This is a genomic window from Bacillus sp. sid0103 (assembly GCF_019219025.1).
The window spans coordinates 1-14,722 of the sequence record NZ_JAHUWN010000008.1 but is presented as its reverse complement, the minus strand read 5'-3'; the positions used below and the strand labels follow the sequence as shown (position 1 = coordinate 14,722).

Here is a 14,722-nt window from a genome sequence, read left to right as displayed (position 1 = left end):
CGATGGTAAAATGAGAGTATATTGCAAAAATTATAACTATTACCCGAAAAGGAAACTGCTGTTGGAGGTTGCACACACATGTTAAAAAAATGGATAAGTAGTTTTATAGTAATCGCGTGTCTTTTCTGCAGCATGAACTATTATAGTGTACGTGCTGCCAGTCCATTAAATTCCACTTCCCGAATAGAAGGGATGCTAGTCGTGGATGTTAGTAATTCAATGAAAAGCAGCGACCCTAGGAATATTAGCAATGAAGCGATGAAGATGTTCATTGATATGGCCTCCTTTAATGGTGATAAAATTGGCGCCATCGCGTATGCAGATGCGGTTATGCGCGAAAAGGCATTAGTTAAAATCCGCTCGAATCAGGATAAGAAAGATCTCAAGGATTTTATTGATTCTCTTGAGAAATACACATATACGGATTTATCAACCGGGGTTAGCGAGGCTGTAAAGGTGCTCGATTCCAGCCATGAACAGGATTACTACCCGCTGATTGTCCTTCTTGCTGATGGAAATAACGAAATGGATCCCAAAAAGGCTAAGACTTTAAAAGAAGCGAATAGCGATTTGGAAAAAGCCATCACTGCCGCAAAGGAAAAGGGGTATCCAATCTATACAATTGGATTAAACGCAAACGGCAAGCTGAACAAAGACGTTCTCACCGATGTAGCCAAACAGACAAACGGCAAATTCTTCGAAGCAACCTCAGCTGACAAGCTGCCTGGCATTCTTAGTGAAATCTTTGCCAACCACCTAAAGTTAAAAGTTGTCCCTTTGAAACAAATTGTCGGGAACGGCCAATTTCAGGATATCAACATACATGTCCCCAATGAAAATGTGTTAGAAGCCAATATTTCGCTGATGTCTAGTAAACCAGTCGAGGTAAAGTTGGTGAATCCTTCCGGTCAGGAGCTTGCCATTCCTTCCGACCAAGTCCTATTTTCAAAATCAAAAACTTACTCGATGGTAAAGCTGTTGAAGCCCATACAAGGTGATTGGACTCTGAAGGTTAAAGGCGTCAATCAGGATAAAATCGATGTTAATCTCGTTTTTAACTATGATTTACAGCTTAAGCTGAGTCCACTTGCTAAACAGATCTACAAAGCAGGTGACACAGTCAAAATAAGTGCCTTTTTTGAAGATAACGGCACCGTTATTTCTGATAAAGATATCTATCAAGCAATGAAAGCAACACTTTTTGTGAAGGACCTTGATAAAGGCAAAACGGAGGAGGTTGCTTTAACCGCTGATGATCAAGCCTTTACAGGACAATTCAAGCTTGGAAATGCCTCTAGTTATGAGGTGGTTGTCAAAGCGGAAGACAATAGCTTTTTCCGGGAAACCTCACCACAAAAGATTACGGTTCAACATACAGCCAAGTCTCCTGCTGCAGTCAAACCTGCAAATACGGAAGACGAGAAGCCTTTTCCGTGGCTTTATCTAGTTGCGGCCGTTGTTGGCGCCCTCCTGCTTGTAGCCCTTGTTTCTATTCTATTAGCAAAAATGAAGCAAGCCAGCCGCGGCTTTAGCGGGCAAATCGTTGTGGAAATGAAGGATGAAGATACAGGCGAACGAACCAATCCACAATACAAAAAGTTAAAGGGGTTTAAAAGGAAGTTCCGCATGCATCAACTCCTGTCTCTGGCACCTGAATTCGCCGAAACCGAGCAAATCATTTTCAAACCTGCTGCCGGCGATAAGCTTCTGCTCATCAACAACTCAGACGGTACCATTGAAAAAGGCGGACGCGCCATCGATGCCAAAAAGGGCTTTGAAATAAAGAAAAACGATCGTCTAAGAATCGTTCTAAAAAAGGTTAATAAATCAATATTTATAGAGTATATCAGTTAAAAGAAAAGCGGAGGCGCCTTGCTCAGGGGCGACAGGCATAAGACGAGCCGGCGTGAAGGTTGCTTTTTAACCTTCAGGACGGATTGGCTTATGACCCGAGCCCCTAGGCGCTGCAGCCGGACAAAAAGAAAAGCGGAAGCGCCTGAAATAGGGTGTCAGGCACCATTTGTGGAGCTTGGCACCCTAAATTGAATCCTTATCCCGTTATTTTTCGTCATATATGTGGGAGAGATTGTATTATTTTACAGCCAGGGAGGAATTTTTGCATGAGAGCAAGTGTGAGAGAGCATATTCAGCAGTTAGATGTTTCCTTAGGCGGAGGGATTATTTCAGAGAAAATCCGCGTGGATACCATAGATAATCCAATGCTGGTCATCGGCCTTGGCGGTACAGGCATTGATGCCCTATTACGATTAAAATATCAAGTTAATCGCCGTTTCAAACTGCCTCAGGACCCTTTATCCAAAAAGAAAAAGGATAAGCCAAATAATATTGAATTTCTAGCCTTTGAAACAAATGAATATGACCGTAATAAAAAGTATAAAGGCATCGGGCTTGACCCAAACAAGGAATTTGTCCTCCTTTCCAACCCGGAAATTGGCGGCCTGCTTCAAAATAGGAGCACGATTGAGCCCTACATAAAGGAATGGCTCTCACCGGAACTGCTCATTACCGATGGGATCAGCGGTGCTTCAGGTGTCCGTCAGGCGGGGCGATTGCTTCTTTTCACCAAGATCAATCAAGTGGTCCAAACCATTGAACGAAAAATAGAGGCCGTCCTCGAAGGGACCAATAAACGGTTGTATGTCTTCATCCTAACCGGACTTTCCGGCGGAACCGGCAGTGGCTGCTATCTTGATATTTCCTACATCACCCGCGGGATTATGGAGCGTAAATTTGGCCCAACAGGCGTGGATAAAGTAAGTATTCTCGGCTATCTTTTCACTCCCGATGTCAATCTTTCCAAACGCGGCCTAAGCTCGCACACCGTTGAATACATTGAGAAAAATGGCTATGCCGCATTAAAAGAGCTGGATTATTGGATGAATGCCGATGAACGAAATGAACGGTTCAAACAGAGGTACGGCAGCCTGTTAGAGGTTAACACTCCAATGCCGCCCTTTAATCTCTGTCATTTAATCTCAGGGACGAACTTAGAAGGAAAATGGCTCGAGAATGCGTATGATTACTGCATGAATGTCACCGCAGAAAATATTACCAACTTCATGGCAAACGAGGAAAAGAAATCGGGCGAAGAGTTCGCGATTCATGATTATATTAGTAACATCCGGACTAATATTGCACAAATGCCAAAGCCCTATGCGGCCAACTACCAATACAACATTATCGGTGCCTCGATGGCAGAAATTCCTCTCGAAGAAATGACTACGTATATCGGTTATAAGCTGTTTGAAAAAATGAACAGCATGTTTGATGCAGGCCCCGATCAAACAGAAGTGGAGCAATTTCTAGAAAAACTGCGGATTGATCCGGATTCTGTCCATCACCGCTTTAACGAACGTGTACCGGAAGCCTTATCCGGTTTTGAAAATAGTGACCGCTTCTCTTACAACAACGTGATCAAAACGTCTGTCATTAATATCGATGACGAATTAGATCGTGAATTTTTATTAAAAGCACAAGAACAATATCGCAAATGCAAGAAACAACTCCCTGGCGAGATTATGGAAGAGTTCCGCCGTCAAATTGAGCGTCTGTTCCTTCATCCGAAAAAAGGACCGATTTTTGCATCGCGATTAATCTATTCAAATGATGGATTCTGCCTATTAAAAACCCTGCAGGCTTATACGGAAGGACTTCGCGACCGCTTAGAGCGCCTTCCGAGAGCTATTTCTACTGATCAGGAATATGCCTTAAATAAACTTGAAGATGCCAGAAGTGCCTTTATCTCTAAGGATCGCAAAAAGAATGCCTATATTGAGGCCAAGCTGAATGAATATGATGCTCGAGCTGAAAAGGTCCGGATTGAAGAAATGATTGAATTTTATGAGGACCTATACCAACTTCTTAATAGTCAAAACAACAAAATTTATGAAGTGTATAAAGAAATCCTCGAAACATTAAGAGGAATATTTGAAAAGAATGCCGATATCCTGGTGGATGGCGAGGAAATCAAACACGAGAATGATGTCACCTATTATTGGCATTTGGTCAGTGTACCAGATGTTGCACGTGAAATCCAGCGCCTGTTTGATTCCAAAGACGGTGAATTATTGGTCCAGCAGTGGTCCGAAATGCTTCTTGAAAAATCAACCTATTGGATCAAGGAGTCCGAAGTGGATGTCGTCGGCACGGTGTCTGAATTCTTAACCGATCAGTTCGGTGAATTGATCACAAAATCAATGGAAGACTTTTTACGCATGAAATACGGTGAAGATCAACCGATTGACAAAATTATTGAAGATAAAATTGCCGCTAGACTGGACCGCGACGCCCTGCCAGTATTCCATCTTGCCAACAGTAACGGACAGTTGCACTTCCCGCAATGGGGCTTTGTCTCCGTACCAGTAAAAGCGCCGAATATTTTCAATGGAATTAAAAATTTCGAGAGGCATTCCTTAAGCCATTCCCGGTTCACGATTAAAGAAAGCGAATTAAAGAATCGAATTTTCTGGTTGAATACGAAAAATGGGATTCCGTTATTCGCCTATTCCCCACTAGCCATTTACGAAACTTCGTATGAAAAAACGATTTTGGAAAAAGAAGGCGTCGGCCGCCATCTCGTGCAAACGGATAGAGAAAACTGGGCTTACCTCCCATCACCAATTCCGGAAAAGTCATGGGGAGATACGTACCAAAATGAGCGCGTTAAGCAATACAATGCCAGTGTCCGCACCCTATTTGATGAGGCGTCCGCATTCGGCTGTATCACCGAGAAGAATGCAGTTCATAATACTAGCGCACGGTTCCAGTGCCATTTTACAAAAGAGATCAGCCTTTCGGATTTATATGCACAGTATGAAGTCGATCCGCAGCAGATTGATAAGGCAAGCCTTGGAAATCTGAAACGGGTGTTGAGCCAGCTTAAAGCTATGTTCTCAGGCGGGATGGAATCTGATGGTGTCAGTGATATTTTTGGAAGCACCAATTTGGAATTAGCCAAAGAAAACTTCATTCGCTCACCGAAGCTCATTGAAAAGGTGAAAGTAGAAGTTAGAAAATATCACCTGATTCAAGAAAAAATGGCTGAGATTGAGCAATGGATTGAATCACAAAAAGACAAAGAGGTATCCCTGAATCAGTTTATCCAGGCTGTTTATACAAAAACGATTCGGAAAAGAGGCGCTCTTTACGTGTACGATAAGGAGATTGAGGAAGATGCCTGGGAACCGTTCGTTAACTTAATGAAAACAACAAAATTCGTAGATTTTGAAATCTATCAAGCTTTCAAAAAGTTGACTTCTAAACAAATGGCCCAACTCGAAAAGAAATCTGAACGCAGGAGCAATGACTTGATTAGCGAGGAACAGGCAACAGAGCTGATTTCTGCCTTAGAGGAAATGGCTGCCACCTATCAAAAGGAAAAAGAAGCTCTTGATTATGACTACAAGGATTTTGTAAACGGCGAAGAATTGTATAGTTTCTATAAAGAAATGATGATTAAAGTTCAGGATATGCTGCGTCAATTAAAATCATAATGATAGGTTGATAAGAATTTAGAAATGATGTGGCCACATGCAGGATTTGCTTGTGGCCCGCCTCATATCTTTGCATTTTCACATAGTGGAAAGTTTTTCTGATGAGGGGGAAAACAACTTGAAAGACCTTTTACAAACGTATGCACACACTTTTTCCAACCAACTAGAAAAAATGACGCTTGTAGTAAATGAACAGCGAAGTGTGAACCATCCAATTGTATTCGTATTTCTGGGTGATCTTGTGTTGGATGCTCTAAAATCCATTTTGACGATTAATGAAGAAAAATGGCATAACAGTTCAGGCGTGCTTTATTTTCACGCTTATCAAACAAAGACGATCACCCATCCAAATGTGCTTTCGTTTCAGCTTCCAGACCAAGGCTTTGATCGAAAAACCGTCCGGAAAGACTTTTACGAATCCTTTTGTCGTGATGAAGACAAACTGATTGAACTAAATAAAACCTATCGCCTGTTATCATCGAAAATTGCTGAGTATGGGAAGGTGTATTCCTCCCTTCAAAAAGTGAACCTGTGCGTGGTCACAGCGATTGATGACCCTGCGAATATTCTTATTCAAGAATTTACCTTATTGCTAAAAAGCATTCTGCAGGAATCTTTCCGGCTGGTCGAAGTGGACCTATACGGATTAATCAAGGAAAAACAGGACGGCGATAATTTTGCCCTCGCGACCTCGCTCGGGATTAGTTTTTTCAAAGAATTAGATGGCTATCAACGTGATGAATACACCTTTCTGCAAAACCTTCAACTGACAGAAGATCACCTCCGGCTGCCGGTGAGTCACCCACCTTCCCCACTATTCGATATGGTGTATTTACTAAGCGATAAAACGAAGATGGCCTTATTTCAAGTGAAGCCCAGCAGCAAAACTATGAAATCATCAGCAATCTTAATCTCTTAAAAAACCGCAAGATGATCACCGATTACCACGAAAAGATGGACAGCTATAACCATGCTGCCTTTCGTAAGGGCATACGAGGAAATTCAAGAGATCCTGTGTACGCTTCAGCCGGCTTTTCCAAAGTAAATAGGCCCAACAAGGCGATTGCTCTTTTTGCAGCCAGTCATTTTTACAATGAGCTGATTGAAGCATTAAAAGCCCCGATTTCGCAGCCGCGGGAAAAAGTGCTCAACTTATTTGCCCTGTCAGAGGCTTCTTTTCAAAAGTATTATCACAAATGTCTCCCTTTGATTGACAAACTGGAGGACATGAATGGATTAATCGGTGTCACGAATTCTTATCAAACCGTGAAAAGAATGTCGGTCAGGGAGGCGGAGGATTACTTGTTTGAGGGTGGAGCGGAACGCTTCTTCTATTCTAATTTCAAAGAACCTGTCTCCGAGCGCCTTAAACAGTTCAATCTGAAACTTATGATCCAGCGCTTGCTGGATGAAAATGTAATTCAACATGAACTTTACGGTTTATATTGTGCCTATTTTTGGACCGCGGATTCGACTGGTTCGGAGATTAGTGTCATCCATGAAATTCACAAAATGCTAACCGATACGAAAAATGAACAAGTAGAAAAACAAGCACGGCTAGAACAGTACTACCAGCAACTGGTCGACAGCTGTGATTTTAAAAAGAGTTATCTTCCTTTTTCCGACCGGAAAAACCTGTATAATTTCCTACACTACTTTTTTGAATCGGTGTATGGCACAAAGTATGAACTAATCAAACTTGACGTGAAGCAGACCATATTGAAGCAGTACTTGGAGGTCCTTGAAGAAAACCACCTGAAATTGCAAACCAAAATCAATCATATTAACGAAGTCGGTTCCTATTTGAAACAGGCAGCAGCAGAAAGCCTTTATGAGGCCGATGATTATTTAGATAAGAATATCCCTGAATATTATGCCGAGATGATTACACGTATCATCGCAAAATTAAAAGAGAAACGCGGGGCTCACTTCTTTTCGGATGATCGCTTTTTTGGAAACCTGGTCGGATTGCTTGAAAACGGGGCCACGGCACTGCTGGACCGAGTCCTGCATGTGTGCAGTCGTGAGGTGCTTACCCAAGAGGAATTCCACCGCAACTTTGAAGATGAGCTGTTAGAACGAGCCAATGTCATGACTCATTATGAAAACAGAGATGTGCTCTCGAAAAGCGAATTATTTACGCAATTATATAACCGGCTCGATGATCAATCATCGATACAGATTGAAGTGTTTAACTACACCCAGGAACACCGTTACGAGGAAAAATATTTCTTTGGTGATTTCTACAGCAAGTTCATGGAGTTCGCCTTAGAAAAAGAACATGAAACAAGACAGTGCAAAGTCGGCTGTGCCCATGAAAAGAAAGCAAGCGGGATCGAAAAACTCACCCTCATGGGAGGATTTCACTTAAGGGACTTGATGTACTATCGCAACGGAGAAAAATACTACAAGGCTTATTGCAATGAGGGTTTTGAGTTTCATTCCGAACCTGTTATTAGCAACTCTATATCATAAGGAGCTTTGAACATGCCTGTCCGAAAATTTAGCTTTCTCTTTTTTGTATTTAGCATCATAGCCGGACTCATCGGCGCCGTAATCGGGGAATGGTTACTAGAGTCCTATTATGGTATTTGGCCCAATATCCTGTTAATGGGGGTCTATTTGGGACAGTTGGCCTTCGTCGGCGGACTCTTATGCTTGGCTGCTGAAATGATTACGCCAATGATTAACGGAAGAGGCTGGCGCTTAGAATACGCTTCGTTCTCATGGAAAATCCTTGTCCCAGCAACATACGTCATGCTGTTTGTTGCCGGTGTTCTCTTTCAATTCTTATACTCTCTTAATTTTTCAAACGTTAAACCGCCTGATGATATTGTCATGGTCCTCGATATTTCGGACAGCATGAAGAAAACCGACCCGGATCATGAAAGCTTGAAGGCTGCTGAAGCCCTGATTACCAATATGAAGTCAACCCATCGTTCCTCTGTCCTATCGTTTAACGACAATGCCATGATTACCAAATCGATGTTTAACATTCGTGATAAAGAGGAACGGGCCGATGCCATCAAGCAAATCAAGGCATTAGAGGCCTCTGGCAGCACCGATATCGGCAACGCCTTGGACCGTGCGATTCAAGAGATTGACGACCATCACCAGGCTGGCCGCAAACCAATGGTCATTCTTTTTTCCGATGGATACAGTGAACTTGATCTCGACACAGTGGTCGAGCCTTACCAAAACAAAGAGATTGCCATAAATACGATTGGGATGAGCAAAATTGACAAAAGCGGCGCCCATCTCCTCCAATCGATTTCCTCCAGCACGGGGGGTTCCTTCTATGACGTGAAAGATGCCAACGAATTAACAAATATATTTGAAAAGATATACCTCGAAAACCAAGACCGTCTCCTTGTGACACAGAGACATGGATTGTTACAAGACAGCACCTATCTAGCTGTTCTCCGTGTGGTCTTACTTACGTTAATCGGAGCACTATTCGGGCTTGCTCTGGGAATTATTTTTGACAATCGCTATTTGGCAAAAAGCTTTTGCCTTACTGGGCTGATCGCAGGGATCCTTGCAGGATTGGTTCTGGAGCTTGGGCTCCAAGCAAATACACTGGGCGGATTTTTCTACCGGATCACGGCTGATATCCTTTTGACAGTGTTAACGGGTTTAGGTACCATACTAATTCCTATCAGGGAAAAATTTGCCGGCAGCACGCATCGCAGCGGTGGGATGACAGATGTTTCAACAAGGAGCTCAACCCCGAAAAGAGAGACCTTTAGAAAGGGATTTTGATTTTGCTGCAAAGCGGCTCAAGTCTGCATTAGAAACGAATTCTACTAGAAATAGGGTGATTGTTGGTGAATTGGGAAACCATTTCTTCTCCTGATCATGAAATAAAAAATATTAGAACGACGATAAGAGATTCTGAGGTTCATTTAACCTGGTTCTGGTCCAAGGAAATTGACTTTGTCTACATTTATAAATCCTCCTCTGAAAATATGAAGCCGCTCCACGAACTCAGTGAGCAGGACCTAAAGCTATACACGCGGGAGGAATATAAGGCAAATCAAGGCTATCTTGGCAGAATCGATGCCATTGGCCGCACAGCTTATCGCATTCTCCCCTGCCAAAAACGGGATGGGAAACTGATCGTTTTCAACCAGGAAAATGATGATAACCTCATATATATATCAGGTTCGAAAGCAAGAATTTATTTTTCGATTTCTTATAAAAATAAGCTCTTCCAAGCACGCAAAAAAGTACGGATTTCGATCATGACCGAACTGCCGCTTGATAAAGAGCTGTTAGTGTATGTGAAAAAAAACGGGGGTGTTCCCGTTTCGGTTGACGATGGTACCGTCTATCCATTTGTGCGCGAGTTCCCCTCTGGGAAAACGGTGCCGCCAGAGATTGAAATTGATAAAAATGAGTTCATTCGCATCTTTTTCAATGATGGGAAGAAATCAGCACAAAGTTATGAGTTAATTCCACAATAAGGGAGACTATCCGTATGTTCGCATTGCTTAAACGAATGTTTGAAAAAAAACAACCGCCCAAGGAACGGCTGCCATTTTACGATATTGTTTGTCCTTATTGCTTTACAAAATTCGCTCATGAAGAGGTTGTCTTCCGTGCCTCCCATCACCGTGATGATGATGAAGCATTAGCCCTTCAGGAAGATGAATTGTTAAACAAGTACCGGGAAAAATTTGGGCTTGCCCCCATTGATGAACTTGAGGCGATAATCGATCCCGCCATGATTCCCGATGAAAACAAACTATATTCCGACCGCGTTCTCATGGGTGTGTCTGATAAATATTCGGTCGTAACGAGAAACCGCCTTTGTCCGGCCTGTCATAATGACCTCCCCGTCACCGCGGGCAAACATCCGAGTAACATTGTTTCCATTGTCGGCGCTACTTCGGTGGGAAAATCTGTCTATATGACATCACTGATTCATACCCTCCAGCATGTGACTGCTAACAATTTCGATGCAGCATGTATTCCACTTGATAACGAGATTAGTAAACGATTTCGGGTAAACTATGAGATTCCACTCTTCGAAAATGGAAGTCTCTTACAATCAACCGAGAAATCCAACCGTCAGGAGCCGTTTATTTTTCAATTCGTCTTTAAGGATGACGACCAAGCCCCCTTGACGCTTGTATTTTTCGATGTCGCTGGTGAAGGAATGACAGACAAGGACTACATCAAGCTTCATGCTGCCCATATCAAAAATTCATCAGGGATTTTATTCTTGGTCGATCCGATGCAAATCCGAGCCATCCGTGAAAAGCTGATCCATCAGATGGGTGAAAATCCTGGGAAGATTGTTGGTCAAGGTGATGAGCCGCGTGAGGTGGTCATTTCCTTGTTTGGAGATTTCATCGCCCATCTCGAAAACAGCAAAACTGATATTCCAACAGCAATTGTTTTGACAAAGAGCGACCTCTTACATGCCTTAAAGCATGATGATGGAGACTATATCCGGACGAATAGTAATGTGTTCCGCAATGTGATTCACCGGGGCTGCTTAAATTTAGATGAGTACGAGAATATTAACGGGGAGATTAGGAGATTCCTAGCAAAAGTGGATACCCCGTTTGTAAATGCCCTTGATGTTTACTTTCGGGATACCTCCTATTTCGCCGTGTCGGCCCTTGGCAGTAACCCCGTCGATCAACAGGTAAGCGGGATTATTAGTCCGATTCGTGTTGACGAACCATTTATTTGGCTGCTTTACAAATTAGGCTATATAGAAGGGAGAAATGAGTAGTGACCGGTAAGTTGATCGCACAGCAAATGTATACACGCGAACGGAGAGGCATTTTTCATGATACTGACGGTTATGACACGATTGCCATTTCCGAAACCCTTGATAAAGCTTTTGTAAAAAAATACTTGCACCCGTTTTGTATGTATCATGCACCAAAGATTCTATCGGAGCGCGGTGAAAAGGATCCCTCTCTTTATCCCGAGTCCGTGACCCTTTTTCAGCCTGAAACCGGTGACCTAGTCATCGGTCAGGCCGTCTTTGTACCGGCCGATTTTACGGGAAGCCGCAGCACGTATTTTATGCATAACTATATTATTCCGCCGGGGCTGAAGGATGAGTGGGTCAAGCAGCCAGAGAGATTATTTCAATGGAATGAGTTTCAAACCTCCTATGATGTCGAGTCAGGAATGGTCCTGCCTGACGTGGAGGCAGTCGAATATAACGCGACCTATATTCTCGCTGTAAAAGATGAATTGTTGGTTCGATTAGCGATTAGCGAGGATCAATTCAAACAACTTTTATATGCGGTGATGACGTCGATTGCAGGCAAGAAAAAGGTCTTTATTTCGCTGGATGTGCCTTTAAACGACTATACGAACTACACTCTTTTACTTCTAGAGTTACTGACCTTGTATTTACCATATGCTCACCGTCGAAAATTAGGAGCCATTTCCTTTACGAGCGCACCTGAAAGCAAAAATTATATCCACGTCACGTTCTATGAGCCTGGGACATTAAATACAGCAGACCGAAGTATCGAAAAGCAATTTATTTTCGACTTTGCCGCTAAACGAATTTCCGGTCTAGACATTGGAGGTCAGGCGCATGAATATTTGGATTATGCACTCGACCATTTTTCAAAATCAGAGCGAGTCGATGCATTCCTTGAATTTGCTGACCAAGCGTTAGCTGGCTTGCCTGAAGAGCAAAAACTAGAACTCTCAAGCTACTACCAGTTAACCGACCTGTTTTTAACTTTATCTAGTAGAGATATGACCTTTTATGCGAAAAATAAACTTGGCTTTTTACATAGTTTACAAAAATTCTTGCAGGTTAATAGTGCGGAGAAACCCGATTTAGTTGATCTCTTTTTGAATCTGCTTCATCAGGAAATAATCGCAGCGGATCCCAAAACAGACCTTGACTATATTCAAGCGGTTATTTCGATCAATTCGATCTTAAGAACGGATGAAGCCATCTCTTTCATTTTGGAGACATTAAAGCATTATCAGCAGCAACCACTTTTCCATAAGTTATGGAAGGTAATTGAACAGGAAAAGCTGACCTATCAATCTATCGTCCTGTTTATTAGTGAGCATCCAGATCTTGACGCGCTTCTTGAAAGCTACCTAATGGAACGGTTTAAAGCGCTCGTTGGAGTCGATGAGATTCTTTCCGAGATAAAACGAATCTTGGAATTGGAATCACCATACCTATTAGCGAATGAAACATTTAAATCTGTTTCTATCAAAAAGCTTTCTGCTGCGATTACCTATCATTCTTTTAAAGATCTCTTGGCAATTAGGAACTTTTCAATTGATCAGGATAGCACCGAGTTTAACCGTTTTAAAATAGGATTGCTCGCACATGGAATGATCGTCTTATTACGTTCTATTCGCTTAGAAGAGTTTACGGTTAAAGAAATCCTCTCCTTTGGTCAAATTTTCACAAAGGGACTTAATGTTAGAGAGTTGAAAGATGCAAAGGTAAAGGAAAATTACTTGATTACCAATGCTCTTTACGAAGTCGTCAGCAACCCTGCTCATGCGGAAACTTATAATTTAGGAGCCTTGACCGGAACATGCCGCGGGAAATTTAGAAGTACGCTTAAACAGGTACTGCGCGGCCAATCTAATCCTGAGTATTTTCCGCTTTTATTTATGGCCTTTGAAACAGAGGGCAGCGGGGTAGACTATCAGGGTTTATTGGAATACCTGATTAAAAACAGTGATGACAAAACGATTTTATCGTTTATTCGGGGCACCACCCGATTACTTGATCTGTACCCATTTTATCGAACAACCCTGAAAAAGTATTTAATTAGCCATCCAGAATCGATTTGGAAAAATAAAGCCCTAAGAAAAGAACTGAAATCAATTAAAAACTACAGCCTTAAAAATTTTCTGAAGGAAGTAGAAACTGAAACAGCCGCACCTCTAGTCAAATTTTTAAAACAGTATGGATTGAAACTCTCGGTAGCTTTACTACTGTTTGGCGGCGCCGGCGGCGGATCTTGGTACGGGTTAAACCAGTTTTTCATTAAGGACAAAGCACCCGCACCTGTTGTAATAACGGCGGAGGACACTGGTGCTAAGGATTTGGCCGAGAAACCGGTTGACAGTATTGAGACCTTAGATGTTTTTAAACCCTCCCAAGAAGGAACAGAAGGACAAACGTTCACGATTGATATTGATGGAAAAAAAGCAAAAACTATTTATGGACAAGTTCAAAACGGTAAGCAGGACATTTATTTAACTGATCGTACGAACCAGAGCTGGTCGTTGGCGCTGCCGGTTGAACCTGATGCAAGTCCTTTTGATAAGAACCTAATCCTAAAGGAGGGATACTCCCTTTCTAGTATTGAACATGATTTTACAGGGGATGGAGAACCTGAGGTAGTTCTAGCTGCGAGTGACAATGCTGCAGAATCGTATATTTGGATTTTTGCTATGGATGGAACAAAGAATACGGGAGAACCGATCACACCGCTTCTGACCCAAAAGGGCAAGGCCGAAGTCCAGTTAGAGGGAAATAAACTGATCTTATCTGAAATGGAGACTAAGCTTATATACGAGTATTCTCAGGAAGCACAAACTTTTTTGGAAGTACAAAATCAATGATTGGTTTGAAACGAGCATTCCTATGGGTTGCTCGTTTTTCTATTATTATATATAGGATGGTCCGTGTACGATACTGATTCGGACAGGCTAAGCAAGTAATCGACTTTTATTGTCCGAATCATGGAGTTTCTATAAAAAAGAAGTTCACTAAAAAACAAAATAAACAAAAAAGACAACCTTTTTCAGATTGTCCTTTTCGTGCCTGGCAACGTCCTACTCTCACAGGGACGCGTGTCCCAACTACCATTGGCGCTGAGAAGCTTAACTTCCGTGTTCGGTATGGGAACGGGTGTGACCTTCTCGCCATAATTGCCAGACTATTTAATTGAGGTATCATTCCCTCAAAACTAGATAATGCAGAAGAAGTTTGTAAACCCGAGATTGCCTTAAAAATGGTTAAGTCCTCGAACGATTAGTATCAGTCAGCTCCACATGTTACCACGCTTCCACCTCTGACCTATCAACCTGATCATCTTTCAGGGTTCTTACTAGCTTGCGCTATGGGAAATCTCATCTTGAGGGGGGCTTCATGCTTAGATGCTTTCAGCACTTATCCCGTCCGCACATAGCTACCCAGCGATGCTCTTGGCAGAACAACTGGTACACCAGCGGTGCGTCCATCC

8 protein-coding genes and 2 rRNA genes are annotated in these 14,722 nt (G+C 42.4%); 8 read left to right on the top strand and 2 right to left on the bottom strand.

What is annotated here, in order from left to right:
• Window positions 1–78 precede the first annotated feature (78 nt).
• From KW850_RS10530 to KW850_RS10495, 8 genes are all read left to right on the top strand, one after another.
• Window positions 79–1,854, top strand: coding sequence for a vWA domain-containing protein (locus KW850_RS10530; protein WP_218347529.1), 1,776 nt, complete (start codon window positions 79–81; stop codon window positions 1,852–1,854).
• Window positions 1,855–2,120: 266 nt separating this feature from the next.
• Window positions 2,121–5,513 (top strand): tubulin-like doman-containing protein, encoded by a 3,393-nt coding sequence (locus tag KW850_RS10525; RefSeq protein WP_218347528.1) that lies wholly within the window; start codon window positions 2,121–2,123, stop codon window positions 5,511–5,513.
• Between the two features lie 118 nt (window positions 5,514–5,631).
• On the top strand, window positions 5,632–6,432 hold the full coding sequence (locus tag KW850_RS10520; RefSeq protein ID WP_218347527.1) for a hypothetical protein: 801 nt from the start codon (window positions 5,632–5,634) through the stop codon (window positions 6,430–6,432).
• Between the two features lie 11 nt (window positions 6,433–6,443).
• Window positions 6,444–7,988, top strand: coding sequence for a hypothetical protein (locus tag KW850_RS10515; RefSeq protein WP_218347526.1), 1,545 nt, complete (start codon window positions 6,444–6,446; stop codon window positions 7,986–7,988).
• Window positions 7,989–8,000: 12 nt separating this feature from the next.
• Window positions 8,001–9,275 (top strand): vWA domain-containing protein, encoded by a 1,275-nt coding sequence (locus KW850_RS10510; protein ID WP_218347525.1) that lies wholly within the window; start codon window positions 8,001–8,003, stop codon window positions 9,273–9,275.
• Between the two features lie 65 nt (window positions 9,276–9,340).
• Window positions 9,341–9,979 (top strand): beta-mannanase, encoded by a 639-nt coding sequence (locus KW850_RS10505; RefSeq protein WP_218347524.1) that lies wholly within the window; start codon window positions 9,341–9,343, stop codon window positions 9,977–9,979.
• Between the two features lie 14 nt (window positions 9,980–9,993).
• Window positions 9,994–11,259 carry a TRAFAC clade GTPase domain-containing protein gene (locus KW850_RS10500; protein ID WP_218347523.1) on the top strand — a complete coding sequence of 422 codons (1,266 nt, stop codon included), beginning with the start codon at window positions 9,994–9,996 and terminating at the stop codon, window positions 11,257–11,259.
• Window positions 11,259–14,099 (top strand): GAP1-N2 domain-containing protein, encoded by a 2,841-nt coding sequence (locus KW850_RS10495; protein WP_218347522.1) that lies wholly within the window; start codon window positions 11,259–11,261, stop codon window positions 14,097–14,099. Before KW850_RS10500 ends, KW850_RS10495 begins: the two co-directional genes overlap by 1 nt.
• 200 nt (window positions 14,100–14,299) lie before the next feature.
• Here KW850_RS10495 and rrf read toward each other — a convergent pair.
• Both rrf and KW850_RS10485 read right to left on the bottom strand, forming a co-directional pair.
• Window positions 14,300–14,416 (bottom strand): 5S ribosomal RNA (rrf, locus tag KW850_RS10490).
• Window positions 14,417–14,491: 75 nt separating this feature from the next.
• Window positions 14,492–14,722: ribosomal RNA gene (locus tag KW850_RS10485) — 23S ribosomal RNA — on the bottom strand; the annotation flags it as partial.